This window comes from Exiguobacterium sp. s128, from assembly GCF_018618815.1.
In the GTDB taxonomy this organism is placed as follows: domain Bacteria; phylum Bacillota; class Bacilli; order Exiguobacteriales; family Exiguobacteriaceae; genus Exiguobacterium_A; species Exiguobacterium_A antarcticum.
Genome location: NZ_JACSMT010000010.1, coordinates 1 through 26,676, shown reverse-complemented (window position 1 = coordinate 26,676; position 26,676 = coordinate 1). Strand labels below are relative to the sequence as shown.

The window sequence follows — 26,676 nt, the reverse complement described above, 5'->3', positions numbered from 1 at the left end:
TAACAAGATCAATGAATGAACAGTTGACGAATCCCGATTCCAAACAGTAGCAGTTGGACGGGAAGAGCAATTAAAATCGTGATCCGCCAACTATGTCGAATCATCTGTAAATAATCCACATCCACTTTTTTGATTCGTTGCCATAAGGCATTAAGCGCAAAGATGAGGAGGACGGCAATCAATAACCAGCCTAAGTAATTTTGACCCGTCAGCGCGATCAAGGCGACATGAATGCCATAAAGGACGATGAATGTGCCCAAATCGAGTGCGAGGCGGACCGCTTTTCCGTGTTGACGAAACAAAATCAAAAAAATAATATACAAACTAACCAAACTAAAAATTGGAAATATGATAAACCATGTCACATCGAATCCCCTCTTTTTTCCTGAGATTTAATCTGTTCAAAATAAAAAGTCAGTAAGGGTGTCGGTTCGGTTGCACGTGCTAGGACATACCCGACAATCGGCTCAATCTCGGTTCTGCGCCCGCGGTCCAGATCCTGAAGCATCGATGAACGATTCAGATGTGTGCGTTGCATCACCTGTTCGATTTCTTCATAGGAAATGTCATGGCGCGGAAAGACCTGTCGTAACTCTTCGAAGAGACCACGTGCTTTCGTCGCGTAAGGTTCTTCCAACAGTTGGCCATTTGTAATCCGGTAGTAGGCCGTGAGCGGATTGATGACGGCGTTCATGAACAATTTCGTCAACATGATGTGCTCGATGTTCGGCACATGTTCAAAATGTAACATCCCCTCACGCAACATCGGGAGACTCGTCCGTCCATAACGGATTCGACCTATCCCCGTATGTCGCACCTCGTACAAACCAGTTTTCATGGCACCATGCTCGACGAGACCGAATAAGGCACTTGGCAATTGTTCTGCTTGTTCCAGATGCCCCATTCCATTTTGTAAAAACATGACCGGCATCGTACCAATCAAAAGATAGGGCATCACACTTTTTATATCATACGACTTTGTTGTAACGAACACCAAGTCTTGTGACTCGAATTGATCAAGTGGTCGAACTTCGACCGGCGAACTTGCTTGACCATCCCGGATGATCTTGATGTCGTGCCCCGCCGTCTGCCGTGTATAGAGCGTCACGCTATGTTGTTCTGCTAGGTAGGACGCGATTAACAACCCAATCGATCCTGCACCGATAATTCCCACTTTACTCATCCGTCAACTCTCCTTTTCTCATCAAAAAAAGCGACCTGTCAAACCGATTGCTCGATTCTAGGGTCGCTTTTATACCGATCATTCAGCTTACTTGCTGATGATTTCTTTACCTTTGTACGAGCCACATGCTTTACAAACGCGGTGTGAAAGTTTCATTTCACCACAGTTTGGGCACTCGACCATACCTGGTACACGGAGTTTGAAATGAGTACGGCGAAGACGTTTGCGTGTTTTCGACGTTCTGCGGAATGGTACTGCCATCGTTGTCCACCTCCTTGAAAAAATACACTCGCCTTCACAAAAAGATTAGGAATCCTGATCTTTTTTAAAGAACTGAGCGAGACCCGCAAGTCGCGGATCGATTTTTGGTTCAGCTTCTTCTGGCGTTTCTTCTGAAAGAACCGTCCAGCCTTCCCCTTGAACCAACTGATTTTCTTCATCATCCCCATGCACTTGCACTGGCACATGAAGTAAAATCAATTCTTGCACGAGTGGTCGAAGATCAACCGTATTCCCGATCGGTAAGTTGATGTCATCCGAATCACTCGGAACAACACCCGCTTCAAGCAGGAACGACTCGATGGATTCAATCTCGAACGGGTACACGACGTCATTTAGCGTCCGGGCATCCGGAAGCGTCATTTCACCTGTAATCCGGAGATTGAATATTAATTGATTCGATGTAAACGATGCATTTGCACGAATGTGCACAGGTTGCACCGCCCGGATATCCGGATGGAGGGCGATGAGCTCAGGAAGCTCAACCGTCTCGTTAACCTGAAGTTGACCCAGATTACGCAATTTATACAATTGCATCAGGGACCATTTCATCCGAATCACCTCAATTGCAACAATATGAATTATAGAGAGGACATCTTGTTTTGTCAATGTTTTTTCTTTACACTGAAATCGCTAGAGAACGAACACTTTCGGACGTCTTCATTCATATTACCGCACTTAATTCCGTTTGCAAAGGAGAAAGTTTCATGAGAATGACTGCAATTATTTCTGAGTACAATCCGTTTCACAATGGACACCTGTATCAAGCGAAAATCGCGCGCCACGAAACCGGTGCCGATTTGATCGTCGCCATCATGAGCGGAACGTTCACGCAGCGTGGCGAACCCGCCTTTACGGACAAGTGGTCCCGGGCACAAGCAGCGGTCGCAAGTGGTGAAATCGACCTTGTTTTGGAACTTCCGTTTTACTTCGCCGTCCAGCGCGCCGATCGATTCGCACTTGGCGGGGTCACGATTGCGGAAACGATCGGGGCACACACCTTATCATTCGGGAGTGAATGTGGTGAAGTGACACCATTTATTACCGCGGCTTCTGAAAATCACGAAGCGAATCCACGTTACCAGGAATTACTTCAGCAGGGGCTCGCGCAAGGGTTATCGTCTGCGACAGCAGCAAGTCAGGCTTTTCAGGCAATGACGACGACACTGGATCTGACGACACCGAATAATACACTAGGTTATTATTACGCCCGTGCTGCCTCAAGCATCGCGTTGCATACGACGAAACGTATCGGGAGTGGTTACCATGATCTTTCCGTTGGTGACGTCATGAGCGCGACCGCCATTCGGGCGTATTATACGCAACATCAATCCTTGATCGGATTACCAGAAGCGACCGCTGAGACGCTCCAGGACGCAGTCTTTGCTTCATTCGACACTTACTATCCATTCATCCGCCATCGTCTCCTGACAACGAGTCTCGCTGATTTGACGCAATTTAATGGGATGGATGCTTCATTAGCTCCCCGGTTGATTGATGGTGCTCGCCGGCACGATTCTTTCGAAGGCTTCATGTCTTTCGTCAAGACACGGCGCTATACACGGACGAGTTTGCAGCGGGCACTGATTTATCTTTTGACTTCCACCATGAAACGGGAAATCGATGGGTTACCGTTTGATCAGATCGATTACGTTCGCCCGCTAGCGTTCAACGAGATCGGTCGAACCGCTTTACGTCAAATCAAACAACGGGTTCCAATCATCTCGACGTTCGAAAAACATCCTTGGCTCATCAAAGAAAGCCAAGTCACAGCAGCATATGCTGTGCCCTTGGCTCGTTATCAACAATTAGCAGAACATCGTCGCTTCGCTTACTTTTCCGGTAAGGCTTCCAGATAATCCAATGCTTCTTCTACTGTTTTGATCGGGACGAGTTTCATCTTCGTCTCGATTTTTTTGATAGAAGGTTTGGCTTCTTTATAGTTATCACCTGCTGGGACGAACATGATTTCGGCGTCCGCTTCATCCGCTGCGACGACCTTTTGCCAAGCACCACCAATCGGTCCAACTTTCCCGTCCTCTTCAATCGTTCCGGTTCCCGCGATCTTGTATCCTTTCGCTAAGTCTCCTTCGGTCAATTGATCATAGATCTCGAGCGTAAACATCATCCCAGCCGACGGTCCACCAACATCCTCGACATTAAAATCCACTTCCGGCTTCGTCTTAACGGAAGACATCGGGAGCGGTTCATAAATACCAAGGCCAACCCGTTCTGATTCCTTCGTCAAACGATTGACGGCAATATCCGTCTGCTGTTCTTTTTTGTTTCGCAGGAAGGTCACTTCTACTTGTTCACCTGCTTTTTTTGTACCAATCGTTTTCATGAAAGCACTCAATGATTTGATCGTTTGACCATCCACAGCCGTAATTTGATCGCCTGCCTTCAGTTTCCCGTCTGCCGGACCGTCCGCTATGACACCCGACACATAGATGCCCTTAAAATCGACGGTAGCCTGCTTGCCGGCTAATTCATACCCTTCGATCGTCGCGTTATGTTGGGCTTCTTCCATATAAAGTTTCTGACGCTTCTCATACTGAGCATCCGACTCGCCATCATACAGATAATCACTGACACTTGATCGATCTGCAAACGGTAAAAATAAGCTTTCTACGAGAAAATAAGGAGTCGCTCGTCGCTGAGCAATCGTCAGTATCATCAAGTCACCCGGTTCTTTCGTCGCCCCTTCGACATCAATCAGTTGCTCCGTCGATGTCGCATCCCCGGGGTAAGAGATGAAATACGGAAGCGGGACAAAAAAAGCGATCATCGCGGCAAGCACCGCGGCTAAGGCCGGTTTCCATGCTTTCATTTCAATTCCCCTTTGCTGTACTTGTGACGTAATGCTTCCTCGACGATGGGAGGAACCAGACCAGCAACCGATGCTCCGTATTTTGCCGCTTCTTTGACAATCGACGAACTTAAAAAGGAGTATTGATTATTTGTCATCATGAACAACGTCTCAATTTGATCATTCATTTTTTTGTTGATCGAAGCGACTTGCATCTCATATTCAAAGTCCGATACAGCACGTAAGCCACGAACAATCACGTTTGCCCCGACTTCAGCTGCGTAATCGACAAGCAATCCATCAAACGAATCCACTTTGATATGTGGCAAGTGTTCCGTCACTTCAGAGATCAATTCCATCCGTTCCCGTACGGAAAATAAAGGTTGCTTCGAAGAATTATTGAGCACCGCAACAATGATTTCGTCAAAAATAGGGGCAGCCCGTTCGATGATGTCAAGATGTCCGTTCGTAATCGGGTCAAAACTCCCCGGACAGATGGCGATCCGCTTCATACATGTTCCTCCAGTTCTGTAAATTCATATAATGTAATCGAGATGACGTTTGAATAGCGAAGTCGTTTAATGACGGTCAGACGTCCTATTCGATCCGGTAGTTCCGTCTCAGAACCGTGTTCGCAGATGATGACGCCGTTATCTGTCAGCATATCGTGCCGTTCTATGTAAGCGACCTGGTCAGCTAATTGCTCCTTCGCATACGGCGGATCAAGAAAAATCAGCTTAAAGGGTTCTTCTGTTGCAAGTTCCGCCAGTGCGACCGTCACATCTTTTCTTAAAACCCGGCTCCGATCCGTTAGCCGGGTCGTTTCTAGATTTTCTTTAATCGTCTGGACGGCCTTGAAGGATTGATCGACAAAAACGGCCTCGTCACATCCTCGCGATAAGGCCTCGATTCCTAACCCGCCACTTCCAGCGAATAAATCAAGTGCTTTCCCCCCATTAAAGTATGGTCCGATGACATTAAAAAGTGATTCCTTGACCTTGTCCGTCGTCGGTCGTGTCTGGTCACCTGGTACGGCTTTGATCCGCATTCCTTTTCGTTCCCCTGATATGACGCGCATGTTATTCCTTCCTTTCAAAAAAGAGCGACGAGGATGTCCTCATCGCTCTACCAGTTAGACTTCTTCGTGCATCTTGCCTTTTTTGTTGGCATAGGTCTCGATGATGAACGGTCGTTCTGAACGGAGTACCGTCTCAACAAACGGTAATTCCGTAATCCGTTCGATTGCTTGTTCATGTTGTTCCAAATCAACATATAAAAAGACGTATCGTTCACGTTTGGACGTGAAGTAGACATTTCCGAACCGACGTAACTGGCGCGATGCCTTCAACGCATTGACATAGACGATGAGTCCAATCCGATCCTTGATCACACACCGTTCCTCCCTTTTTCAGCTCTTACCCGCTACAGCTGCAACTTCCGCCAGTCGAACATCCTCCGGCACATCCTTGGTCGAAAAACGGATTGCCTGTCGGTACCTTGATTTGAGGTGATACTTGTCCGGCAAGGACCAAACTGACTTGTCCGAGTAGCGTTTCGAGTTGTTTTTCGGCTTTCTTGAACTGGGCGACTTCTTCTTGCAGATCAAGCGCCCGCTTGATTTCGTGTACCTTTTTCGTAATCGTTTGGTAGTCCGGATAATACCGACCGAACCGTTGGACCAATTCGTATTCTTCCTTGATCCGGTTGAAGTCACGGATGACGTCCTGTGCCTGTCTTGAGGTGGCTCGTGCCTGTTTTGCTAATCTATATGCTTGACCTGTTTCGCTTTGCGAGAGAGAGTGTGCAAGGTCTTCCGCTGCGTTGATGAGGTCGATTGTTTTATCTGAATAAATCACAACGAATCTCCTCCTTAACTTAACCATCATATCATAACATTTGTCTCGCTCCTAGGACGCTGAATTGTGTATAATTTGTTCAGAAGGAAGGAATGAATTGTATGCAATTTTTATCGTTTAACATGTTTCGGACGATTGGGATTCGGACTGAACATGCGAAGTCAGATTATCACTTTGATTCACTCGCTAAAATCGCACAAGCCGATGTGATTTTGTTTCCCGAATATTGGCAAGTGAACTCGATCATTTATGGAATGAAAAAACCGATTTTTCCTTCCGCTGCCACATTCCATCTCGGTCACGATAAGATTGAAATGACACGGATTTTCAAGACGGTCATTCCGGAACATATCCCACGGACGGAGATTTACGGGAAAAATGAGTTTACGATCACCCGTGTCCTTGATGAGTTCGCGTTCCCGTTCGTCGCTAAAACCGTTCGGAGTTCCATGGGACAAGGTGTCCATCTCATTAAAAATGAACAAGACTGGGAAAAATATGTCGCACAACACGAAACATTTTATGTGCAAGAGTATATCCCAAACGAAAAAGACCTGCGTGTCGTCGTCGTAGGTGATACGATTCTTGCTGCGTACTGGCGGATCGGAGGCGGACAATTTTTAAACAATGTCGCCCAAGGGGGAACGCTTGACTTTGAGAACGTTCCGCAAGAGGCGCTTGATTTTGTCCTCACGCTCGCTCAACAACTGGATATCGATCATGCCGGATTTGATCTGATTTTCCGGGATGGTCAGATCTATGTGTTAGAATTCAATGTCTTGTTTGGTGGCGAAGGTCTGAACCATCTCGGGATCCATGCGCCAGATACGATTTTGGAGTATGTCGAACGAAAATACGGAAGTTCATGAATTCTTCAAATCGACTTCACATTTTTTTCTTTATCGATGGATTCATTATGGTATGATAGCTTGGAAAGACTAGTGTACACTAGCAAACTGGGGTATAGGGGGATTCACACATGAAGTTTGAACAGTTCGGAATCGAAGGCAAGGAAATTAAATTCGGGTTACTTGAAACAATCATGGATCATCATCGTTTTGTTCGTGAAGGACAATGGGATTATGAACGTGCGATGTACGATATGAAGTACGAAAAACAATCAACAGGAGAAGTATTCTATCTCCGTGTTCCAGTCTATGCCATTCAAGGTGAACTCGAAGACCGTCAAGCTGTCGTTCGGATGCTGACACCATTGCTTGGAAAACATTATTACCCGCATGGCGTCGAGTACGATGAGGAATTCCCGCCTGAAATCGTCAAAGACTGCGAGCGCCGTCTCACTGCATTACTTGAAACACTCGAAAAATAAGGTTAACGAACCAAAGTTCACGTCATGTGACTTTGGTTCTTTTTTTAATCCTTTTACAAAAAAAGACGTTCCCGATGTTCCGGAAACGTCATCACTTCTATCATTTTGCAATCAACTGTAAATAATCCAATACCTCTTCACCTAACTGCAGGTTTACCTGTTCACGCAAGTGTTGGTACAATGCAGCGAGTTGTTTCTCCTCGACATGGACTTTCATACTAAAAGCAATCGCATCTCCAGATAAACGTTTAATCCGAATGACGGTTGCCCCGAAATCAATGACGGTACATAGTAATAACTCTTCAATCGCTTGGACCGAAACAGTCACTTCGCCTTGTACTCCATAACGTTCGCTCAAGGTATTCACTCCTTCGCAAGTTGTTTGACCGATGTCATAACTTCCTCTAAGTCGACCGGTTCATCTGGAGTCTTTGCCATGGATGAAATGGCACGTACTTTATTGTCCCGATCGAGAATGAACATTTGTGTTCCGTGCGTCACTAAACCACTCTCTGCTTTTGAATAGTAGAAGTTCAATTGACGTGTCAGACGATCGATGACGACATCATCTCCTGTCAAGACTTTCCATCCTTCTTCGTTCGCCTCAAAATTAGACGCATACTTCTTCAAGACTTTTGGTGTATCCACTTTGGGATCCACTGTCACAGCAACGAGTTCGACATCCGTTCCATACAGTTCTTCTGCTCGTAACTGTTTTTCTAATTTTCGGTAGTCATTCAGTGTCAGCGGACAAATATCCGGACAGTTGGAATAAAAAAACGTCAAGACCTTTACTTTTCCATCTTCGGAATTAAATTGTTTTCCATCGACGGCATTCGTCAGTTCAAATGGAGTCGGTTCAGCAATGACAGGTAGCTTCTCTTTCATGAAAAAATAATAATACCCGCCCGCCGCAGCAATCAAAATCAAGACGACTGCTGCCACAGTTAAATAACTGTTTTTTTTCAAGTCGTTACCCCCTTAATGATTCCAAATCGCCCGGAACACGTTCGTCGTCTCCCCTGGTTCATATACGACATACAGCAGACAATAGACGATCACACCCGTAATCGCCGTCAAAAACCAAATCACGGACGCTTTTGGACCAATCTTACGGTGTTTCGTAAAGTTTTTCTTATATGCAAAAAAGAGAGCCATTAATCCAAGTACTCCACCCGATGTCGCGAGGAGGATATGGAAAATTAAAAATCCTGTGTAATACGGTTTAATCGTGTCCGGTCCACCAAAGGCTGTATTGCCTAGAAGGATCGTCCGTAACGCATACATGATGAAAAATAACAAAGCTAGTGCAGCAGCAATCGTCATCACGAATTGGTGTGCTTTCATGTTCCGACGTGTCTGGGCAATCAAGAACCACCCAATCGCTACAAAAATCGCACTGATGACAATTAATGTGACACAAATCAACGGCAAATAACTCATGTTTCAACTTCCTCCAATTTAATCCGCTTTTGGCGAGAAGGACATGCCTTCATCGACAGCAGTACTTTTAGAACGTCTCACCCATGTAAAGAATGTGAGTCCGAAGAACAGACCATACACCAACTCTTGTCCAAGTTTCATCAAGACACCACCAAATCGTTGATCTTCTAGCAGGTCGTTGGTCGTTCCAAACAAGCGTTCCATGTTCAGACCACTCACATCATTATTCGGCATACAGTAGGCAAGGACTTTCGCAAAAGTTGCCGGATCTTGGTAGGCGTCATACTGGAAACTTTGGCTAAAGATCATGAACGCACATGCCGGTGTCAATAACACACCGTTCGCGACGATATACACCATCTTCTTTAAATCCGATAAGCTGTCTTCTTCGTTGACCGGTGCGATAATCGGATACCACATCGTCATGCTGAGGAAAATCAACGTTCCATGGAAAACCCGGTGAACGGTATAGTTCGTCAACACATAATCAAAGATGAACGGCATATGGTAAAACGTAAACAAGGAATTAAATAAAATCAGTGCAATCAACGGCAAAATGAAGAAGCGTAGTGTGCGACCGATATAAGGTAACGCAAATAACCGTTTGAAGACCCATCCTGGAATGGCAAGCATCAATAATGGCGGTGCCACCATGTAGACGAATACCATCTGTAGCATATGGGCCGAAAAAGTGATGTGCGCCATTACATCAAGCGGACTCCCAAAACCGATATAGTAAACAAACAAGGCAGCAAGCATTGAAAATTTTTGCCCGAGTGTCGTTTCCGCTTCATCCGGCCGGCGGATTTTTTCGGTCACGACCGCATAAAACACATATATTCCAATCAAAAGTAACGCATAATACGGACTCCATAAAACCGTCCAGTCAAATTGTGATAAAGATCCCCTTAAGTTGCCTAACATGTTTCTCACCCCGTTCCTTTTTCCTACAGATTAAGATTACCGTTCCCCTATTTCATTGTAAAGGTTTCTCATAAAACGATTCTAAAATAAAAGACCATCCTGCTAAACGTTAGCAGAATGGTCACAATTTATTACCAGATTAAAAGACGGAGTGTCGCGACAATCGTCAAGGCGACGAAGATCCCAAGTGCCATCATGACTTTAATCCATGTGTTCCCTTTATTGTTCATGTGCATGAACATATAAAGTTGGAGGTACACTTGTACGATTGCCATGATGATCAGGAATCCACCGGCTGCCCAGTGAGGCATGAGCTCTGCCATGACCGCACCAAAGGCGATCAGTGTGAGGAAAATCATCAAAGCAAAACTTGTCAATTGAAGTTGCATCTCGCGGCTGCGATCTGCTTTCATCTCGAGTTCGATCTGATTACGTGTCAGTTGCGGTTCGTGTTTTTCCATCTTATTTCACCATCCCCATGAGGTAGACGACTGAGAAGATAAAGACCCAGACGACGTCAATGAAGTGCCAGTAAAGACTTGAAACATAAAATTTCGGTGCATTGACAACTGTGATGCCGCGGTTCCAGTTACGGACGAGCAACGTCGTGATCCAAAGGAGACCAAACAGAACGTGCGCTCCGTGGAAACCGACCAACGTGTAGAAGGCCGATCCAAATGCACTCGACGTAAATGTATGACCGATGTGGTAGTAATGATTAAACTCATAAATCTCACCTGCTAAGAACGCTAAGCCAAGAGCAAGTGTGATGATCAACCACATCTTCATCTTTTTCACATCATTACGTTTCATCGCCATCATCGCAAGGACACTTGTCAGTGAACTTGTGAGGAGGAGCATTGTCATGATGAAGACAAGACCCATTTCAAAAATATCATAACTGCGTAATCCTTCTTTGGCACCCGAGTTATGCAACCCGATGTACGTTCCGAAGAGAGAAGCGAACAATGTCGTTTCTCCTCCAAGGAAGAACCAGAAGGCTACATATTTATTCTTACCCTCAAGTGTTGCTTTTTCAACATGATCCGGAATACCCGTAATCGGGTTATTTGGAACTGAATGATGTCCCATCTTACTTCGCCTCCTTTTCAGCTTCAAGGCGTAGATCTTCTTCGATGACTGATTTCGGGATGTAGTATCCTTCATCATCAATCCATGACCGGAGGAACATCGCAACGAGTGTCGTAGCGAGACCGATCAAGGCAACGACGAGACCAACTGTTCCGTAGTCCAGGCGAAGAATGAATCCAAGACCTGCAAGGAACAGACCAACAGACATGACGAACGGCAGAATCGTGTTGTTCGGCATATGAATATCACCGACTTCTTCCGAAACAGAAACGGTTTTGTTTCCCGCCATTTTTTCGAGCCAGTACGTATCTAACCCTTTAACGAGTGGTGTTTGAGCAAAGTTATATTCTGGCGTCGGTACCGGAAGCGTCCACTCAAGTGTCCGTCCATCTCCCCATACGTCGCGTTTGACATATTCTTTTGACATCAGTGCTGCTACAATCGAAACGACTAATACGATTGTCGAGACACCCATGAATCCTGCCCCGATTGATGACAGCAAGTTCATCGTTTCCCAGCCTTGGTTTGGCAAGTACGTGAAGACACGACGTGGCATCCCAGTCAGACCAAGAATGTGTTGCGGGAAGAACGTCAAGTGGAAGCCGATGAAGAACAACCAGAATTGAATCTTACCCCAGAACTCGTTCAGCTGTTTCCCGAACATGAGTGGGAACCAGTAGTAGAGACCGGCGAAGAGACCGAAGACAACCCCACCAACGATAACATAGTGGAAGTGGGCAACGACGAAGTAACTGTCGTGGTACTGATAATCGGCAGGAGCAACTGAAAGCATGACCCCTGTCATACCACCCACGAGGAACGATGGAATGAAGGCAACCGAATACAGCATCGCAACAGGGAACGTCAATTTCCCGCCCCACAGCGTAAAGAGCCAGTTAAAGATCTTAACCCCGGTCGGAACAGCGATTGCCATTGTCGCAACTGCGAAGATCGCGTTTGCAACAGGACCAAGTCCAACAGTAAACATATGGTGAACCCAAACCATGAATCCTAAGAACCCGATCAACATTGTCGCAAAGACCATCGTCGTGTAACCGAAGAGACGTTTACGGGCAAAGGTAGGAATGATTTCTGAGAAGATACCAAATGCCGGTAAGATCAAGATATATACTTCCGGGTGACCGAAAATCCAGAAAAGGTGTTCCCAGATGACGATATTACCACCCGCTGCCGGATCGAAGAAATGTGCTCCGAACAAACGTTCAAACGTCAGCAAGAACAGACCGACCGTAAGTGGTGGGAATGCGAAAACGATCAAGGCAGAAGCAACGAATGCTGTCCAAGTGAACAACGGCATCCGCATCAGTTTCATACCTGGTGCACGCATGTTTAAAATCGTGACGAGGAAGTTGATCCCCCCCATGAGTGTACCGAAACCAGAAATCTGTAACCCAAGTGCGTAGAAGTCAACACCAAGTGATTCTGGAACCGTTGAAAGTGGCGCATACGCAGTCCATCCTGCGTTTGGTGCTGCGCCGAAGAACCAAGATAGGTTCAGTAATACTCCCCCGAAGAAGAACAACCAAAAACCAAGTGCATTCAAGAACGGGAAGGCGACGTCGCGCGCCCCGATTTGTAATGGTACAGCTGCGTTCATGTATCCGATCAACATCGGCATCGCTGCCAGGAAGATCATCGTCGTACCGTGCATCGTGATCAACTGGTTAAATAACTCACCGCTGACGAAATCGTTCATCGGTTTAATCAGCTGAAAACGAATCATTAAGGCTTCTACGCCACCAACCAGAAGGAAAAACAATCCGGACATGATGTAGAGAATCCCAATTTTTTTATGGTCGACTGTCGTTAGCCAGTCCATGATGCCGCTTTTTTTCTTCGGCATACCCATAGTATGTGTCCCCACTATGATTCCCCCTTAAATATTATTGGAGCTTCTTGTCCAATAGATAGTCTGCAAGTTCGCTTAAGTCTTCATCGCTAATCTGTTCTTCAGAGAAACCAGGCATTTTTGTCCCTTGTTTTTCTTTTTGTGGATCGCGAATCCATTTTTCGAGATTTTCTTTGTCGTGGTCGAGGTATCCTGCGATACGTTGACGATCACCAAAGTTTGTTAAGCTTGGCGCGACTTTCCCGCCACCGTGACAGCTGAGACAATTTTGTGCGTACACTTGCTCGCCTGTCGTCCAGTTTTTTTCGTTTTTCGCATCAAGTTGTTTTGTTTCTGCTTCTTTTGCCGACTTCATGTCTTTGAGCCATGCGTCGTAGTCATCCTGCTCAAGCGCGATGACTTTAAAGTCCATCAATGCGTGTGACGGTCCACAAAGTTCCGCACATTTCCCGTAGTAGGTACCGGCTTCTTGTGCTTGTAACCACATCTCGTTTTCAAGACCTGGGTTTGTATCTGTTTTACCTGAAAGTGCAGGCACCCAGAATGAGTGGATGACGTCTTTTGATGTCAAGTTGACAGCAACACGTTTTCCAACGGGAATGACAAGCTCTTGTCCAGTCGAAACACCTTTGTCTGGATATTCGAACTCCCACCAGTAGAGGTTTGCAGTAACGTTGATGATTTCATTCTTTTTCGCTTCTTTTGCATCTGCTAATTCAACCGTCGTTTTGATTGTCGGTACAGCAAGCACGACTAACAAAAGAATCGGAATGACCGTCCAGATGATTTCAAGTGTATGATTTCCTTCCACCTGTTTCGGAACAGTGTTGTCTCCAGCTTTACGACGGAATTTCATAAGTACGTAAATATAGATGACCGCTACGATCGCAAGGACAAACAACATGACCCATAAGCTAAGCTTAATGATCTCAAGTTGCATTTGTGCACCTTCCCCGCGAGGTTGTAGTGCGGACAATTCCGGAATTCCACAACCTGATAACAATAATGCCATCAAACCGATCGGAAGAAGCCGGAAGAGCATTTTTCCTGATTTTTTCACAACCATCCCCACTTTCTTTTCCCCAATTTTTTCTTACGTAATGGTGTACGTGAATATGTCAAATCGTTTTAGAGAGAAACGAGTACGACCGTCACGATCCAAGCCGTGAAGTAAAAGAGCGAGAAGAAAAACATCTTCGAAGCCCATTTAATCTCAGCTTGTTCTTCTTTGATCTTGAGACCTTGCAGTCCCATATAGAGCCAGTATCCACCGAGCACTGCCATGACAAGCACATAAATGATGCCGTAATGTGCCAAGAGGAGTGATGATGGAAGCAAGACTGCAATCCACCATACAATTTGCCGTTTCGTGATTGCAAAACCATTGACGACAGGTAACATCGGAATGCCGGCAGCCCGGTATTCTTCCGTCCGTCTCATGGCGAGTGCAAGGAAATGAGGCGGTTGCCAGACAAACATGATGAGAAATAAAATCCATGCATCGATGTGAAGTGTCGGAGTGACTGCCGCAAATCCAATGATCGGTGGCACTGCTCCTGAAATACCACCTACGACCGTATTGATCGTATGGGTCCGTTTTAACCACATCGTGTAGATGACGACATAGACAAAGGATCCAATCAGTCCGAAGACTGCCGCGACATGGTTAACGATGAGCAAAAGAACGGTACCGGTAGCCAGTATGCCCAGTCCTAATGCCAATATACGTTGCCCATCCATCTTACCGGTCACGCTCGGTCTTCCCATCGTCCGCTCCATCTTGTAATCGATATCGCGATCAATGTAGTTGTTGAGATAACAACTACCGGCAATGACCAGTCCACTTCCGAGAAGTGTCCACAATAAGGTCAACTTCGTCTGCCACAGGTACAGTAGAACATCATCCGTTAAATAAGATGCTGCTATGACATAACCTGCGAAGACTGTGATGAGATTCGCCCGGACGATCCCCATCTTTGCTAGGGTGACGTAGTCCTTGAATGTCGGCTGATCGGTTTGTTCGATCATGATATCAAGGGTCTCCCCGTTTACTTTCGCCATGTTGTTTCCTCCTTCTAACCGCCTCTGTTCTTTCTGCACGTATGATTCACGTATTTTCTTCACAGAAATAACACAGACACGCCACGAAACGCCCTTTTCTCTATAAAAGATACCACATATTCACGGGCATGACGTATGAAAATACTTTCGACATAATGAACAAAATGTGAAATCTATGTGATTTACCTCACAGTTCACCATATTTACCTAATATTAGAATAGCGTTGTTCTAAAAGATTGCAAGCGTTTCGATATTTTTTATGCGATACTATTGCTAGGTATTTCAAGTATCTTGTATTTTTCCAGAAAGGTGGTGTCTGCGTCTTGAATCGAAAACTTTCGATTTTTTCAGCATTTGTCACATTCACGATGATGATCGTTTTACTCATGGGCGGAACAGTCACGAAAACAGATTCAGGGAATGGATGCGGAACGGACTGGCCGCTTTGTCACGGCGAACTGATTCCGACCAACCCGAGTGTAGAAACAATGATCGAGTATAGTCATCGGGCCGTGACAGGTGTTGTTGGATTACTGATCATTGCATTATGTCTTTGGACACTCGTTGCATTCAAAGAGCGTCTCGATATAAAGATTTTTGCTTTCCTCGCCTTTATTTTCATGTTGATTCAATCCATCGTAGGGGCAGGAGCAGTCGTCTGGCAACAGTCGGATCTCGTCATGGCGTTGCATTTCGGAATTTCTTTGATATCCTTTGCTTCCTTACTTATCTTAACGATACTGATCATGGAGCGTCCGGGTCGAGAATTCAGGGAATCGGTCCCAGCATTCTTGCGTAAACTGCTTTATGGTCTCCTGATTTATACGTTGATCGTCGTCTATACCGGCGCATTCGTGCGCCACGTCGGAGCGACATACGCCTGTGTCGGCTGGCCCATCTGTTCGCAACCCTCGATGACGTTTGAAGCATGGGTGCAGATGATTCACCGTATTTTAGCCGGACTGCTGTTCTTCTATACGTTGTTCGTCCATTACATGGCGATTCGTCTCAAACACCGGACGACCCGCACTGGCATGTTGTTTGCGACGTTCTTCATTTCTTGCCAGGTCGCTACTGGCGCCTGGATCGTCTTAGGCGGGCATGCGACATATGTCCCGTTGTTACACGCCTTCTTGATCACGTGTTACTTCGGGGTCATCTCGTATCTTGCGTATCATGCTTTTCGGACCCGAAAAGCAAATTCCCGGTTACACTGACCGGATATTCAACCCGCTAAAAAGCATTCCGACATCACTCGGAATGCTTTTTTATTTAAAGCGGGTAATCGCTCGTTTTCGTGCCATGTCATGATCCACGATCGGCATGGGGTACGCATGATCTTGTCGCTGTTGGTCCGTCGGTTCATGAATGTACTTGTTTGATAATTCTTTGATTTCCGGTACGTATTGACGAACAAACGTTCCGTCCTTATCAAATTTCTTCGATTGGGTCGTCGGATTAAAGACGCGGAAGTATGGAACGGCATCCGTTCCGACCGACGCTGCCCACTGCCACCCGCCAATATTCGATGCTGCTTCATAATCGACTAACTTTTGCTGAAAGTAACGTTCTCCTTTTTGCCAATCAATCAGCAAATCCTTCGTCAAAAATGAGGCGACGATCATACGGAGTCGGTTATGCATCCACCCTGTCGTGTTCAGTTGCCGCATTGCAGCATCAACGATTGGATACCCGGTTTTCCCTTCACACCAAGCTTGAAATCCTTTTTCGTCCTCTTCCCACTCGATGTTCGTATACTGTTCATTGACCGGCAAACGTTTGGCTTCTGGATAATGCAACAGAATCGTATAATAAAATTCCCGCCAAATCAGCTCCGTGATATAAGTTTGTTTCCCCTTCGAGTCTTCCTTCTGACTAACCGCCTCAAAAATCGTCCGGATACCGATTTCCCCTGTCCGCAAATAACGTGACATTAAACTCGTACCATCGATTGACGGAACATCACGTTGCTCTTCATACGATGCCAGACTTGTTTGAAGGAACTGATCAAGCCGTTTCTTCGCCTGCTCTTCGCCCGGTTTAAACGCTACGTCCGACCCAGCTTGTTTGAAATATTCCACCATGAACGTATTATTTTGCCGGCGTGTCTGATAACGTTCTTGCAAACATGTTAGATTGACCGAATAGGGGACCGGCAACTCTTTTTTAAGGAATGCATTTTTATAGGGGGTGAATACTTTATAATAGGAGCCGTCATTTTTCTTGACGGCATGGGGGTGAAGCAGATGACGATCAAGTAAGCGTTCCGTTTTTTTGCCTCCTCGTTTTTTTATGATGTTATCATCTCGTGTCTTGAACGGTTCTACGTATTCTGCATTGAACAAGAGAAGGTCCGCCATCGCGGTCGCTTCTAAGAAGTCATTTTCGTCTCCTTCGATAAACCGAATCGGCATCCGATGTGATTTACATGTCTTCGCAAACTGTTCGAGTGCTTGAAAAAAATACTGTTGCCGGGCATCATACTCTCCGATATAATCCGGATTTATCCAAAACACGAACTCGACGTTTGCCTGCGGATTGTCTTCAAGATATTGCGCGGCTTGCGCCAACATATGGTTATCCTCGATTCGAAAATCACTCCGAATCCAACAGATGATATTCACATTCGTCCCTCCCCAACATGATAATGAACGAAAAACAGGCAATCCGCCATGCGTTTCGCCTGTTTCTCGTCATGACTATTTAATGATGGTCCACTCTACGTGTCAGATGAATTCGATCAATAAATCCTGACTCGCAATCGCTTCGCCTTCTTTGACATGAACGGCCTTGATTTCACCGTCTTCTGGTGCTTGAATCGTCGTTTCCATTTTCATCGCTTCCGTGACAAGTAATTGTTCCCCTTTACGGACACGTGTTCCTGGTTCAACAAGCACTTTCAAGACGCTACCCGGCATCGAAGCACCGATTTGTTTCGGGTTCGCTCGATCCGCTTTGGGACGACTTGACGAACTTTCTTTGACGCTAATATCTTTCACTTCCACTTCGCGTGGGACACCGTTCATCTCGAAATAGATGATGCGGACACCATGATCATTGGGTTGACCGGCTTGAATCAGTTTGAGATAAAGCGTTTTTCCTCGCTCGATCTCCACTTCAATCGTTTCACCTAAACGCATACCATGGAAGAACGTACTTGTATCGAGCACCGAAATATCGCCATACCGTTCGACGTACGAACTGTAATCCAGGAAAACTTTTGGATACAGCGCATAGGCAAGTGCATCAAACTCCGTCACTGGACGCTCTAGTTTTTCAAACAGTTCATGTTTGATGGCATCGAAGTTCAGCGGCTCCATCATCTTACCCGGGCGCTCCGTCAACGGTTCGACCCCTTTTAAGATAGCGGCTTGAACGTGTTTTGGGAACCCGTCCGGTGGTGTTCCAAGTTCACCCTTCATCAATTCGACGACAGAATCAGGGAAATCTAAGTTACTGGCGCGTTCCAGCACGTCCTCTTCCGTCAGGTGGTGTTGAACCATGAACAAGGCCATGTCTCCGACCACTTTTGAGGAAGGGGTGACTTTGACGATATCACCAAACAGCATGTTGACACGCGCATACATCGTTTTTACTTCTGACCAACGATCTGCTAAGCCGACTGCTTTCGCCTGTTGTTGTAAGTTCGAGTACTGGCCACCCGGCATTTCATGATCGTAGACAGTCGGGTTTGGCGCTAACATATCGAGTTCAAATGATTGGTACAAGTGTCTGACATCCTGCCAGTAGTCAGAAATCTGTTCAAATTTCTGAACGGAGACCAGTGGTTGGCGTTTATGACCACTCAAGGCATGGATCAAGCTTCCTCCTGCCGGCTGACTCGTGAGTCCCGCCATACTTGAAGCAGCAACATCGACGATATCAACACCGGCATCAACAGCACGGGCATATGTGTAGATTCCGTTTCCACTCGCATCATGTGTATGGAGGTGAATTGGTAAGTCAACGGCGTCTTTTAATGCGGATACTAACGCATATGCCGCTTCCGGTTTCAGCAAACCTGCCATATCCTTGATTGCGATGATGTGCGCACCACTTGCTTCTAGTTGTTTCGCCAGTTTGACATAGTAAGGCAAATGATATTTCGGACGGTTGGCATCAAACAAGTCACCTGTATAACAGACGGCTGCTTCCGCAATTTTTCCAGTTGGCAATACCGCATCAATCGCGAGCTGAATCGATTCCGGATTGTTGAGACTATCAAAGATCCGGAAGACATCGACACCAGCTTGTGCCGCTTCTTTAACGAATGCATGAATGACATTGTCCGGATAATTTTTGTAACCGACCGCGTTGGCACCACGTAACAACATCTGAATCAAGACATTTGGCATCTTCTCGCGTAACTTCATCAAACGAACCCACGGATCTTCCGAGAGGAAACGGTACGCAACATCAAACGTTGCCCCGCCCCATGCCTCGACCGAAAAGAGTTCCGGTAAGAGTTTGGCTTCTGCTTCGGCGATTGCGACCAAGTCTTTTGTCCGCATCCGCGTCGCGAGTAACGATTGATGGGCATCTCGGAACGTCGTGTCCGTCAACAAGACGTGTTCTTGCGTCTTCAACCACTGGATGACACCAGCCGGTCCTTCCGCGTCTAGAATCGCTTTTGCACCTGCTTGATAACCATCCGGCAAATCTTTTGGAATCCGGACATCCCGGGCAAGTGGCTTTTCAATCTTCCCGATTCCAGGGAATCCGTTAACGGAGACTTCTCCGATATACGTCAACAGCTTGGTTCCGCGGTCATGGCGTTTCGGGAAGATGAACAATTCCTTCGTATCGTCGATAAAGGACGTGTTGTAGTCCCCGCTGACAAACGCATGGTGCTTCAAGACGTTACTTAAAAATGGAATATTTGTTTTAATGCCGCGAATTCGGAATTCACTTAAGTTACGGCTCATCTTCGCAACGGCTTGATCGTACGTTAAGCCGTGTGTCGAGATCTTAACGAGCAATGAGTCATAATAAGGTGAAATTTCCGCTCCGACATAGGCATTTCCGCCATCTAGTCGGACACCGAAACCGCCCGGTGAGCGGTAGGCTTTAATTTTACCTGTATCCGGCAAAAATCCATTTTCCGGATCTTCCGATGTAATCCGGCTTTGAATCGCAAAACCAAGCATTTGAATATCTTCTTGAGCAGGAATGCCAACTAATTCACTATGTAGTGATTCGCCTTCTGCTACTCGAATTTGTGTCTGAACGATATCAATCCCGGTAATCATTTCTGTAATCGTATGCTCGACCTGCACACGTGGGTTGACTTCGATAAAATAGAACGATTCGTCTTGCGTGACCAAAAATTCGACCGTTCCCGCATTTTCGTATCCGACATGTTTCATCAGTGTGACGGCAGCATCACAAATCTTCTTTCTTCCTGCATCTGATAACGTAACACATGGTGCGACCTCAACGACTTTTTGGTGACGGCGTTGAACCGAACAATCCCGTTCGAACAGGTGGACGATGTTCCCGTGGGCATCTCCGATGATCTGAACTTCGATATGTTTTGGACGTTCAATTAATTTTTCGACATAAATCTCATCTGAGCCAAATGCTTTTAAGGCTTCTGATTTCGCGCGTTCAATCATTTCTGGTAGTTCTTCTTCCGTCCGGACGACACGCATCCCTCGTCCACCACCACCAAGAGACGCTTTGACCATCAATGGATATCCAACTTGTTGCGCAAAGGCATAGGCTTCATCGATCGATGTGATGGGGCCGTCCGTACCGGGTATGACAGGTAGACCGGCCTCGATTGCCGTCGTGCGTGCGCGTACCTTGTCTCCAAAACTATAGAGATGCTCTTCCCGAGGACCAATGAAGATGATTCCCTCTTCGCGACAACGTGTTGCGAGTTCAATATTTTCTGATAAAAAACCATAACCCGGATGAATCGCATCACATGCTGCTTCTTTTGCAGTGGCGATGATTCCTTCGATGTCGAGATAGGCTTCAATCGGCTTTTTCCCTTCGCCAATTCGATAGGCCTCATCGGCTTTGTATCGGTGAAGCGATCCCATATCTTCTCGTGAATAAATAGCGACTGTCCGAATCCCAAGTTCGGTTGCCGCACGGAATACCCGAATCGCGATTTCTCCGCGGTTTGCGACAAGAATCTTTTTGATTTTAGTCAACTGATGCTCCCCCTTTAGGTAACGAACTCGTAGCACTCATCTTACGTGCTTCCTGTACTTCTTTATGATACGCTATCCGGTGCTTGTTTTGCATCGAAATATTTGCTACGACACCAAGCATCGTACTCATGACAAGTAGCGACGAACCGCCATAACTAATGAATGGAAGCGTGACACCGGTTCCCGGAAACAGACCGGACATTGCTCCGATGTTGATACAGGTCTGAATGAAAATAATCGATGAAATCCCGAAAGCGACCATGCTGGAATAAATCGATGCTGATTGATAGGCGATCCGTACTCCCTGGAACATTAAAAAGAACAATAAACCAAGCACAACAAACACACCAACAAATCCCATTTCTTCTGAAATGATCGACATGATGTAGTCGGTCTCCGGTTCTGGGAGATAGCCGTACTTTTGAAAGCTGTTCCCTAATCCGACTCCGAAGAAGCCACCGTGGGCAATCGAGATGACCGAATTGATCAGTTGGTATCCTTTTCCCTCGGCATCAAGGAATGGATTAAAAATGGCTTGAATCCGTTCCATCTGATTCGCCGAGAAATTACTCCAAGCATATAAACCAACTAACGGACCACCCACAGCTGCTAACGCCAGGTAACCGATTGGTAAACCAACAGCAAACCAGATCATCACTGTAATCAGTAGCAGGATGAACAGACCCCCGTCATCCGGTTGCATCCGGATGATGATGGCATAGGGCGCTAGCAACACGAGCATCGGGATTAAGATCCAGTCCGCAAAGCTGAGTAAAATCCGTTTTATCGATGAAGAAGGCGCCATTTGTCGATGAATGAAATGATGGACGATCCCCACTACTCCATTCATTTGTCCTTTATGTTTTTGATCAAAGTAATTGGCTAGTCCAATGACCAGCACAAACTTACACAGTTCAATCGGCTGGATTAGAAAAATCCCGAAATTCAACCACGCACGTGCACCGTTTAACGGAGTGGCAAACAATGTTGCCATGAGTAAGGACCACGTCACGAGATAGAGCATCAAACGAAAAATCGGACCCCGAAAGACTTCATGATTGACATGTGCTGCAAACAAAAAAAGTGCAATCGCCATGACATCAAACATCAACTGTTTTTCAAAAAATGAAGTATTGGCGTAGTCGCCGCCATTCCATACGCTAGCACTGTAGACCATCACCGTACTGATTGCCATGAGGATCAGCATCGTAAAAAACAAGCGATAGTCAAAAAACGCACGTCTTTCTTTAAACTTCGATTGCATTATGTACACGTCCTTTTTCTAGTTCTAAAAAAAAATACCCAAACGCCGCATTTCACGTTTGAGTAGAAAATCAGCACGTCTCCGCATCATGTAAATCAGATAATTGCTGTTCTAATGAGTCGAGTAACTGTTTTCCTTCACTCGCATCAATCAGTTCGAGACGAACGGCAAAATCAATTTGACGCGACAATCCGAACATTTGTGTATCCAATACTTCCTCATAAAGAGGACATTGTGGCATCGTTAAATTCGCAAGCTGGACCTCGATCAACCGGCGGATTTTATGGGCATCCGCTTCTAGTAGCTCAAGAGCGCGCTGGCGATGAACTGTCCCGATTTCAGTTGACAATCCAATCCCTCCTCATCAAATGACGCGTTCCTGTTATAGATAAACTTTACCTTACTTTCGCCAACAATTCAACGTTTCGGTATAATGGATTTGCACGACTCATACATTTAGGGGGAATAATGATGATTTTTCCGATAACAGGTAACGTACGGTATCCACTCACAATCGATCCAACCGTCTGGATCTTTGATGAACGGAAGATTGAGGTCAATCAGATTGGGAAAACAATCGACGATAACGCACAAGAAGCGTATTATGCCAAGATGGGGGCTGCTTGGGATAAAGGAATTACCGAAGGCAGTCGGACCGATCACAATAAACCGATGACGCGTGAAGAAAAAGACGCCGCCTTACGTGGTACGTTTGCGATGCCGTTAGCCCCATTCATCCAGAATGCTGAAGTACTCGACGGAGCGACGTCACTTCGTTTTGAAGGGGCCGAGACGATTGAACTCGCTTTAAGCACTTTACCAGAATTGTACCTACAATTTTCAAAAGACGGGAAAGTGTTGACGGATGGTCCCGTCCATCTGTTGTATCAAAATCACGTGATTCGTTCCATCGAACGGATTACCGTCTTGTAAAACAAAAAACCGCTCTGCTTCCTTCTGAAAACGAAGAGGGAACCAGAGCGGTTTTGTTTCTTCCGACTAGAGAAGGTCTGCTGCAAGTCGCGCCAGACTCGACCGTTCCCCTTTGACGAGCTTGACATGCCCCGTCATTTTTTCATCTTTAAGTCGTTCAACGGCGTAGGAAAGTCCATTCGAGTACTCATCGAGATACGGATGATCAATCTGTTGGGGATCTCCCACAAGTACGATTTTCGAATTTTCACCGACGCGTGTCAAAATCGTCTTCACTTCGTGTTTCGTCAAATTTTGCGCTTCGTCGATGATGATGAATTGTCCCGGCATGCTCCGACCCCGGATATACGTCAACGCTTCGAGTTGAATCGACTTCATGCCGGCAAGGATGTTTCCTAACTCGTCACCTGAACTCGTATTAAACAGATGCTCCAAGTTATCGTAGATCGGTTGCATCCATGGGCGAAGTTTTTCTTCCATCTCACCCGGTAGATACCCGATATCATTCCCCATCGGAACGACAGGCCGCGCAACGACCAACTTTTTATAACGATGTTCATCTTCGACTTGTAACAAACCGGCAGCAAGTGCAAGCAACGTTTTTCCGGTTCCCGCCTTCCCGACGAGGGTCACAAGCGGCACGTCATCCCGCAGCAACAACTCAAACGCCATCCGTTGTTGCACGTTCCGCGGAATGACGCCCCACACTTGATCGACGTCAAGCGACAAGGCGCGAATGACCGGCATCTCTTGGTCGACGACGGCGATCGCAGAGGCTTTGGATATGTTACTTTTTAAAATGACGAATTGATTCGGGTGAACTTTTTCCGGCAGGACATCGACCGACAGGCGTTTATCCTGATAAAATGCATCGATGTACTCCTGATCGACGACCAGCTCAACAAAACCGGTGTAAAGTCCCGTCAAGTCCGCAATATGATCGGTGAGATAGTCTTCTGCCACCAGCCCATACGCATCCGCTTTGACACGGACTAAGATATCTTTTGAGACTAGGATGACATCACGTCCACTTTGTTGTTCTTTTTGCTCCCGATGAATGGACCAGGCGAGCTCCAAAATCTTATTATCATTGGAATCATGGGTAAAGGGTGAAGCATCACTGATTGTATCGCCAATATCGACGCGAAGAATCCCACCATTCCCAAGCGGAACGCCCGCATGCAAATGCCCCGTTTCACGGAGTTGATCAAGAATTCGTGCTGTCTCACGTGCATTTCGTCCCACTTCATCCATATTTCGTTTTTTTCCGTCGAGTTCCTCCAAAACAATCGCCGGGATGACGACATCGTGTTCTTGGAATTGAAACAGCGACAAGGGATCATGTAACATGACATTGGTATCGAGCACATATATTTTCTTCATTCCATCGTTCGCTCCTTTAGAGTCGAGTTTTGATGAATGTTATCCTTTTAAGATGGTCTGGATTTGTTGGTCAAGCCGCATTGCCGCTGCCTCGTCATACGTCTTATGCACACGCGGTCGATCTGAAACAGCTGCCCCGTAAAATAAAATATCGCGTACCTCTTTGATTTGCCCTTCATATAGTGCAACCTTCAATGGTAAAGGTGCTGTCGTTTCCCATGCCGTTACACCCGTACAGGTTAGACTGTAGGTGGATTGATCGGCAAAGAAAATGAGTGTAAAGACGGGATGATCCGTTAACGTTTTGACAATCAGCGAATCGGCTTCAATCGCAAAGCGAATCGTCGCTTCATCTTTGGCATACACCCAACTGATGGCATGTGTAATCGGCCAGCTTTTTGACTGATCATGCGTAATTAAAAACACAAGTGGCAGGTCTGTTAATGCTTCCATCTGTTTTTCACTCAGACGATGTTCCACTTTGTTTGCCATGTTACCATCCCCTCTTTCCTTATTTCATTACATTCGATATCACGTGTTCGCTTTCCTTTTTCAATTTGAACAATTGTCAAATATGATATACTAAGAAAAAAAGAGGAGGACCTCCAATGCGTGTCAAATGCACAATTTGTGATAAACGAGAAACCATCGACGACTGGTCCTTTACGGCAAAAAGGCTGCGTAACAAACCAGTCCGCATCTACATATGTGATGAATGCCACGAGCGGGTCACACAACGTACCCTTGCTCGGCAAGAAACAGGTCAATTTAAGCTGTACCCTACATGGCCGACGACGAAAAAAAGATGGTAAGCTACTTTGTATATCAAAGTAGCTTTTTTACAGTTCGAGACGAATGAGGACATCGTCCCCGTCTGATGGGTTACCTCGCCCATCTGTATTATTCGTCACATAATAGAGCTGCTTCCCATCTGTCATCACGTCCCGAATTCGCCCTCGATCCGATACGACTTGCTCTACTTGAGCCGTTGACGTCTCGATTCAACGAAGACTCTGACCAACAAGAGTCCCAAAATACAATTTCCCACCCAACTCAGCCACCCCACTTGGCGCGACCGACTGTTCACCGACTTCATACCACGGTGTCACGAGTCCTTGTTGTTTCTCCGTCCCCTCAATCAGCGGCCAACCGTAGTTTTTGGATTCAATTCGGTTGATTTCATCATGTCCACTCTGTCCGTGTTCCGTAGCATATAACGTCTGATTGAAAAAAACCAACCCTTGAGGATTTCGATGGCCGTAACTGTACACGTAGTCTTGTAAGTTTCCTGAAGCAGCACGTCCATCCAACTTCATCCGTAAAATCTTGCCAGATAAAGAAGATAACTTCTGTGCATTTTCCGGAACGGCTGCATCTCCGACCGTTACGTATAATAATCCATCCGGCCCGATTTCAATCCGCCCACCATTATGGATTGACGCTCCAGGAATCGCATCGAGTAACACACGTTGTTCTTTCCAGATGCCGTCCTGTTCGACAATCGCAATGATTCTATTCAAAAGTGATCCATTTTTCTCATACGTATGGTAGATGTAAGCCGTCTGGTTGTCTGTAAAGTCCGGATCAAGTGCCATCCCTAACAATCCACCTTCCCCCTCGGCAACGACCTGTTCCTTTAAATCAAGGTTCATGCGGACATAATCATCTTTAGTTCCTTTAACGATGGCGCCGTTGCGCTCTGTGATATAAAAAACTTCCTGATTTTTCTCGATATTCCAAGGTGCACGTAAATCCTTGAACACGACGTCACTCTTAACCGATTCCGATGTTTTTGGAACCGATGATGAATCTTGTTCTACGGGCTCTGAGCATCCTGCTAACACGACTGCGAGACCGCATGGAATGCCCCAGATTCGGTTTTTCATGTTTATCCCCCCTTATTGTTTTTTCCCCAAACTGCTTGCAAACTATTCCTGAATTTGAACATGCATGACCTTTCCCTTCATTTCACACAAAAAAAGTCCGTCTCCATGAAGAATGATATGCTCCCACAAAAGTAGACAGTTGAAATAACAAAACTGTCTACTTTTGAAGGGAGCTTTTTCTATGGCCACATCTAAATTTTT

31 protein-coding genes are annotated in these 26,676 nt (G+C 46.0%); 6 read left to right on the top strand and 25 right to left on the bottom strand.

The genetic code is table 11. The features are described 5' to 3' along the window. Positions 1 to 8: 8 nt before the first annotated feature. The 4 genes from KNQ13_RS06020 to KNQ13_RS06005 all read right to left on the bottom strand — a co-directional run bounded on the left by KNQ13_RS06020 (position 9) and on the right by KNQ13_RS06005 (position 2,014). A complete protein-coding gene (locus KNQ13_RS06020; RefSeq protein WP_026829899.1) occupies positions 9 to 365 on the bottom strand; it encodes a DUF3397 domain-containing protein in 357 nt (118 codons plus the stop codon). Further along, positions 362 to 1,183 carry a ketopantoate reductase family protein gene (locus tag KNQ13_RS06015; protein ID WP_014970775.1) on the bottom strand — a complete coding sequence of 274 codons (822 nt, stop codon included), beginning with the start codon at positions 1,181 to 1,183 and terminating at the stop codon, positions 362 to 364. Before KNQ13_RS06015 ends, KNQ13_RS06020 begins: the two co-directional genes overlap by 4 nt. A gap of 87 nt (positions 1,184 to 1,270) precedes the next feature. Continuing rightward, positions 1,271 to 1,444: a 50S ribosomal protein L32 gene (rpmF, locus tag KNQ13_RS06010; protein ID WP_081578962.1), complete on the bottom strand. Its 174-nt coding sequence runs from the start codon at positions 1,442 to 1,444 to the stop codon at positions 1,271 to 1,273. Between the two features lie 45 nt (positions 1,445 to 1,489). Further along, positions 1,490 to 2,014 (bottom strand): YceD family protein, encoded by a 525-nt coding sequence (locus KNQ13_RS06005; RefSeq protein WP_014970776.1) that lies wholly within the window; start codon positions 2,012 to 2,014, stop codon positions 1,490 to 1,492. A gap of 155 nt (positions 2,015 to 2,169) precedes the next feature. Between KNQ13_RS06005 and KNQ13_RS06000 the strand changes: the two genes are divergently transcribed. Then, the gene (locus KNQ13_RS06000) at positions 2,170 to 3,321 is read left to right on the top strand and encodes a tRNA(Met) cytidine acetate ligase (protein WP_026829900.1); all 1,152 of its coding nucleotides are present in this window, start codon (positions 2,170 to 2,172) and stop codon (positions 3,319 to 3,321) included. Here the strand turns inward: KNQ13_RS06000 and KNQ13_RS05995 are convergent. The 5 genes from KNQ13_RS05995 to KNQ13_RS05975 are packed head-to-tail and all read right to left on the bottom strand — an operon-like array spanning position 3,294 to position 6,127. Then, entirely contained in the window at positions 3,294 to 4,292 is a 999-nt protein-coding gene (locus KNQ13_RS05995) for a SepM family pheromone-processing serine protease (protein WP_209548205.1), read from the bottom strand. The genes KNQ13_RS06000 and KNQ13_RS05995 overlap by 28 nt on opposite strands. After that, on the bottom strand, positions 4,289 to 4,783 hold the full coding sequence (gene coaD, locus KNQ13_RS05990) for a pantetheine-phosphate adenylyltransferase (protein WP_026829902.1): 495 nt from the start codon (positions 4,781 to 4,783) through the stop codon (positions 4,289 to 4,291). The genes KNQ13_RS05995 and coaD overlap by 4 nt, the downstream gene beginning before the upstream one ends. After that, positions 4,780 to 5,367, bottom strand: a complete 588-nt coding sequence (gene rsmD / locus KNQ13_RS05985; RefSeq protein WP_256439779.1) for a 16S rRNA (guanine(966)-N(2))-methyltransferase RsmD — start codon at positions 5,365 to 5,367, stop codon at positions 4,780 to 4,782. The genes coaD and rsmD overlap by 4 nt, the downstream gene beginning before the upstream one ends. Positions 5,368 to 5,403: 36 nt before the next feature. Then, complete coding sequence (locus tag KNQ13_RS05980; RefSeq protein WP_014970781.1) at positions 5,404 to 5,661, bottom strand: YlbG family protein; 258 nt, start codon at positions 5,659 to 5,661, stop codon at positions 5,404 to 5,406. Between the two features lie 25 nt (positions 5,662 to 5,686). After that, positions 5,687 to 6,127 carry a YlbF/YmcA family competence regulator gene (locus KNQ13_RS05975; protein ID WP_209548204.1) on the bottom strand — a complete coding sequence of 147 codons (441 nt, stop codon included), beginning with the start codon at positions 6,125 to 6,127 and terminating at the stop codon, positions 5,687 to 5,689. A gap of 92 nt (positions 6,128 to 6,219) precedes the next feature. On the opposite strand from KNQ13_RS05975, the gene KNQ13_RS05970 reads away from it, so the two are divergent. Both KNQ13_RS05970 and KNQ13_RS05965 read left to right on the top strand, forming a co-directional pair. Continuing rightward, positions 6,220 to 6,996 carry an ATP-grasp domain-containing protein gene (locus KNQ13_RS05970; RefSeq protein ID WP_014970783.1) on the top strand — a complete coding sequence of 259 codons (777 nt, stop codon included), beginning with the start codon at positions 6,220 to 6,222 and terminating at the stop codon, positions 6,994 to 6,996. Between the two features lie 110 nt (positions 6,997 to 7,106). Next, positions 7,107 to 7,457, top strand: coding sequence for a YugN family protein (locus tag KNQ13_RS05965; protein WP_014970784.1), 351 nt, complete (start codon positions 7,107 to 7,109; stop codon positions 7,455 to 7,457). A gap of 100 nt (positions 7,458 to 7,557) precedes the next feature. Here the strand turns inward: KNQ13_RS05965 and KNQ13_RS05960 are convergent, their stop codons facing one another. The 9 genes from KNQ13_RS05960 to cyoE all read right to left on the bottom strand — a co-directional run bounded on the left by KNQ13_RS05960 (position 7,558) and on the right by cyoE (position 14,847). Then, the gene (locus tag KNQ13_RS05960) at positions 7,558 to 7,824 is read right to left on the bottom strand and encodes a hypothetical protein (RefSeq protein ID WP_282354011.1); all 267 of its coding nucleotides are present in this window, start codon (positions 7,822 to 7,824) and stop codon (positions 7,558 to 7,560) included. Further along, the gene (locus tag KNQ13_RS05955) at positions 7,821 to 8,426 is read right to left on the bottom strand and encodes an SCO family protein (protein WP_014970786.1); all 606 of its coding nucleotides are present in this window, start codon (positions 8,424 to 8,426) and stop codon (positions 7,821 to 7,823) included. The genes KNQ13_RS05960 and KNQ13_RS05955 overlap by 4 nt, the downstream gene beginning before the upstream one ends. A gap of 12 nt (positions 8,427 to 8,438) precedes the next feature. After that, the gene (locus KNQ13_RS05950) at positions 8,439 to 8,900 is read right to left on the bottom strand and encodes a DUF420 domain-containing protein (protein WP_014970787.1); all 462 of its coding nucleotides are present in this window, start codon (positions 8,898 to 8,900) and stop codon (positions 8,439 to 8,441) included. Positions 8,901 to 8,918: 18 nt separating this feature from the next. Beyond that, positions 8,919 to 9,824, bottom strand: coding sequence for a cytochrome c oxidase assembly factor CtaG (gene ctaG, locus KNQ13_RS05945; RefSeq protein ID WP_034773976.1), 906 nt, complete (start codon positions 9,822 to 9,824; stop codon positions 8,919 to 8,921). A 131-nt stretch (positions 9,825 to 9,955) separates the two neighbouring features. Next, entirely contained in the window at positions 9,956 to 10,285 is a 330-nt protein-coding gene (locus KNQ13_RS05940; protein WP_026829905.1) for a cytochrome C oxidase subunit IV family protein, read from the bottom strand. Position 10,286: 1 nt separating this feature from the next. Beyond that, complete coding sequence (locus tag KNQ13_RS05935) at positions 10,287 to 10,916, bottom strand: cytochrome (ubi)quinol oxidase subunit III (RefSeq protein WP_014970790.1); 630 nt, start codon at positions 10,914 to 10,916, stop codon at positions 10,287 to 10,289. 1 nt (position 10,917) lies between these two features. Continuing rightward, entirely contained in the window at positions 10,918 to 12,786 is a 1,869-nt protein-coding gene (ctaD, locus tag KNQ13_RS05930) for a cytochrome c oxidase subunit I (protein WP_026829907.1), read from the bottom strand. 34 nt (positions 12,787 to 12,820) lie between these two features. Continuing rightward, positions 12,821 to 13,852, bottom strand: coding sequence for a cytochrome c oxidase subunit II (gene coxB, locus KNQ13_RS05925; protein WP_051004088.1), 1,032 nt, complete (start codon positions 13,850 to 13,852; stop codon positions 12,821 to 12,823). A 62-nt stretch (positions 13,853 to 13,914) separates the two neighbouring features. Then, positions 13,915 to 14,847 carry a heme o synthase gene (gene cyoE, locus KNQ13_RS05920; protein ID WP_014970793.1) on the bottom strand — a complete coding sequence of 311 codons (933 nt, stop codon included), beginning with the start codon at positions 14,845 to 14,847 and terminating at the stop codon, positions 13,915 to 13,917. A 324-nt stretch (positions 14,848 to 15,171) separates the two neighbouring features. On the opposite strand from cyoE, the gene KNQ13_RS05915 reads away from it, so the two are divergent. Beyond that, positions 15,172 to 16,065 (top strand): COX15/CtaA family protein, encoded by an 894-nt coding sequence (locus tag KNQ13_RS05915; protein WP_026829909.1) that lies wholly within the window; start codon positions 15,172 to 15,174, stop codon positions 16,063 to 16,065. A gap of 51 nt (positions 16,066 to 16,116) precedes the next feature. Here KNQ13_RS05915 and KNQ13_RS05910 read toward each other — a convergent pair whose 3' ends face one another. The 4 genes from KNQ13_RS05910 to KNQ13_RS05895 all read right to left on the bottom strand — a co-directional run bounded on the left by KNQ13_RS05910 (position 16,117) and on the right by KNQ13_RS05895 (position 22,622). Further along, positions 16,117 to 17,472: a cryptochrome/photolyase family protein gene (locus tag KNQ13_RS05910; protein WP_026829910.1), complete on the bottom strand. Its 1,356-nt coding sequence runs from the start codon at positions 17,470 to 17,472 to the stop codon at positions 16,117 to 16,119. A 102-nt stretch (positions 17,473 to 17,574) separates the two neighbouring features. Then, on the bottom strand, positions 17,575 to 21,009 hold the full coding sequence (locus tag KNQ13_RS05905) for a pyruvate carboxylase (RefSeq protein WP_026829911.1): 3,435 nt from the start codon (positions 21,007 to 21,009) through the stop codon (positions 17,575 to 17,577). Continuing rightward, on the bottom strand, positions 21,002 to 22,273 hold the full coding sequence (locus KNQ13_RS05900; RefSeq protein ID WP_014970797.1) for an FtsW/RodA/SpoVE family cell cycle protein: 1,272 nt from the start codon (positions 22,271 to 22,273) through the stop codon (positions 21,002 to 21,004). Before KNQ13_RS05900 ends, KNQ13_RS05905 begins: the two co-directional genes overlap by 8 nt. A gap of 70 nt (positions 22,274 to 22,343) precedes the next feature. Then, positions 22,344 to 22,622, bottom strand: coding sequence for an Fpa/YlaN family protein (locus KNQ13_RS05895; RefSeq protein ID WP_014970798.1), 279 nt, complete (start codon positions 22,620 to 22,622; stop codon positions 22,344 to 22,346). A gap of 122 nt (positions 22,623 to 22,744) precedes the next feature. Between KNQ13_RS05895 and KNQ13_RS05890 the strand changes: the two genes are divergently transcribed. Beyond that, entirely contained in the window at positions 22,745 to 23,206 is a 462-nt protein-coding gene (locus KNQ13_RS05890; protein ID WP_014970799.1) for a hypothetical protein, read from the top strand. Positions 23,207 to 23,272: 66 nt separating this feature from the next. Here KNQ13_RS05890 and KNQ13_RS05885 read toward each other — a convergent pair whose 3' ends face one another. Both KNQ13_RS05885 and KNQ13_RS05880 read right to left on the bottom strand, forming a co-directional pair. After that, a complete protein-coding gene (locus tag KNQ13_RS05885; protein WP_014970800.1) occupies positions 23,273 to 24,589 on the bottom strand; it encodes a PhoH family protein in 1,317 nt (438 codons plus the stop codon). A gap of 39 nt (positions 24,590 to 24,628) precedes the next feature. Beyond that, positions 24,629 to 25,081, bottom strand: coding sequence for a PNPOx family protein (locus KNQ13_RS05880; RefSeq protein ID WP_014970801.1), 453 nt, complete (start codon positions 25,079 to 25,081; stop codon positions 24,629 to 24,631). Between the two features lie 116 nt (positions 25,082 to 25,197). Here KNQ13_RS05880 and KNQ13_RS05875 point away from each other — a divergent pair, with 116 nt between their 5' ends. After that, positions 25,198 to 25,401, top strand: a complete 204-nt coding sequence (locus tag KNQ13_RS05875) for a YlaI family protein (RefSeq protein WP_026829912.1) — start codon at positions 25,198 to 25,200, stop codon at positions 25,399 to 25,401. 189 nt (positions 25,402 to 25,590) lie between these two features. Here KNQ13_RS05875 and KNQ13_RS05870 read toward each other — a convergent pair whose 3' ends face one another. Next, positions 25,591 to 26,475 (bottom strand): PQQ-dependent sugar dehydrogenase, encoded by an 885-nt coding sequence (locus KNQ13_RS05870; protein WP_209548203.1) that lies wholly within the window; start codon positions 26,473 to 26,475, stop codon positions 25,591 to 25,593. Positions 26,476 to 26,676 lie beyond the last annotated feature (201 nt).

Excerpts from the sequence above, each read along its gene's own strand:
- KNQ13_RS05950 (WP_014970787.1), bottom strand. The coding sequence starts at position 8,900 with ATGAGTTATTTGCCGTTGATTTGTGTCACATTAATTGTCATCAGTGCG.
- coaD (WP_026829902.1), bottom strand. The coding sequence starts at position 4,783 with ATGAAGCGGATCGCCATCTGTCCGGGGAGTTTTGACCCGATTACGAAC.
- KNQ13_RS05995 (WP_209548205.1), bottom strand. The coding sequence starts at position 4,292 with ATGAAAGCATGGAAACCGGCCTTAGCCGCGGTGCTTGCCGCGATGATC.
- KNQ13_RS06000 (WP_026829900.1), top strand. The coding sequence starts at position 2,170 with ATGAGAATGACTGCAATTATTTCTGAGTACAATCCGTTTCACAATGGA.
- KNQ13_RS06005 (WP_014970776.1), bottom strand. The coding sequence starts at position 2,014 with ATGAAATGGTCCCTGATGCAATTGTATAAATTGCGTAATCTGGGTCAA.
- ctaD (WP_026829907.1), bottom strand. The coding sequence starts at position 12,786 with ATGGGTATGCCGAAGAAAAAAAGCGGCATCATGGACTGGCTAACGACA.
- rpmF (WP_081578962.1), bottom strand. The coding sequence starts at position 1,444 with ATGGCAGTACCATTCCGCAGAACGTCGAAAACACGCAAACGTCTTCGC.
- KNQ13_RS05875 (WP_026829912.1), top strand. The coding sequence starts at position 25,198 with ATGCGTGTCAAATGCACAATTTGTGATAAACGAGAAACCATCGACGAC.
- KNQ13_RS05880 (WP_014970801.1), bottom strand. The coding sequence starts at position 25,081 with ATGGCAAACAAAGTGGAACATCGTCTGAGTGAAAAACAGATGGAAGCA.
- ctaG (WP_034773976.1), bottom strand. The coding sequence starts at position 9,824 with ATGTTAGGCAACTTAAGGGGATCTTTATCACAATTTGACTGGACGGTT.
- KNQ13_RS05970 (WP_014970783.1), top strand. The coding sequence starts at position 6,220 with ATGAATTGTATGCAATTTTTATCGTTTAACATGTTTCGGACGATTGGG.
- KNQ13_RS05940 (WP_026829905.1), bottom strand. The coding sequence starts at position 10,285 with ATGGAAAAACACGAACCGCAACTGACACGTAATCAGATCGAACTCGAG.
- coxB (WP_051004088.1), bottom strand. The coding sequence starts at position 13,852 with ATGGTTGTGAAAAAATCAGGAAAAATGCTCTTCCGGCTTCTTCCGATC.
- KNQ13_RS05935 (WP_014970790.1), bottom strand. The coding sequence starts at position 10,916 with ATGGGACATCATTCAGTTCCAAATAACCCGATTACGGGTATTCCGGAT.
- KNQ13_RS05870 (WP_209548203.1), bottom strand. The coding sequence starts at position 26,475 with ATGAAAAACCGAATCTGGGGCATTCCATGCGGTCTCGCAGTCGTGTTA.
- KNQ13_RS05965 (WP_014970784.1), top strand. The coding sequence starts at position 7,107 with ATGAAGTTTGAACAGTTCGGAATCGAAGGCAAGGAAATTAAATTCGGG.
- KNQ13_RS05890 (WP_014970799.1), top strand. The coding sequence starts at position 22,745 with ATGATTTTTCCGATAACAGGTAACGTACGGTATCCACTCACAATCGAT.
- KNQ13_RS05900 (WP_014970797.1), bottom strand. The coding sequence starts at position 22,273 with ATGCAATCGAAGTTTAAAGAAAGACGTGCGTTTTTTGACTATCGCTTG.
- cyoE (WP_014970793.1), bottom strand. The coding sequence starts at position 14,847 with ATGGCGAAAGTAAACGGGGAGACCCTTGATATCATGATCGAACAAACC.
- KNQ13_RS05885 (WP_014970800.1), bottom strand. The coding sequence starts at position 24,589 with ATGAAGAAAATATATGTGCTCGATACCAATGTCATGTTACATGATCCC.
- KNQ13_RS06015 (WP_014970775.1), bottom strand. The coding sequence starts at position 1,183 with ATGAGTAAAGTGGGAATTATCGGTGCAGGATCGATTGGGTTGTTAATC.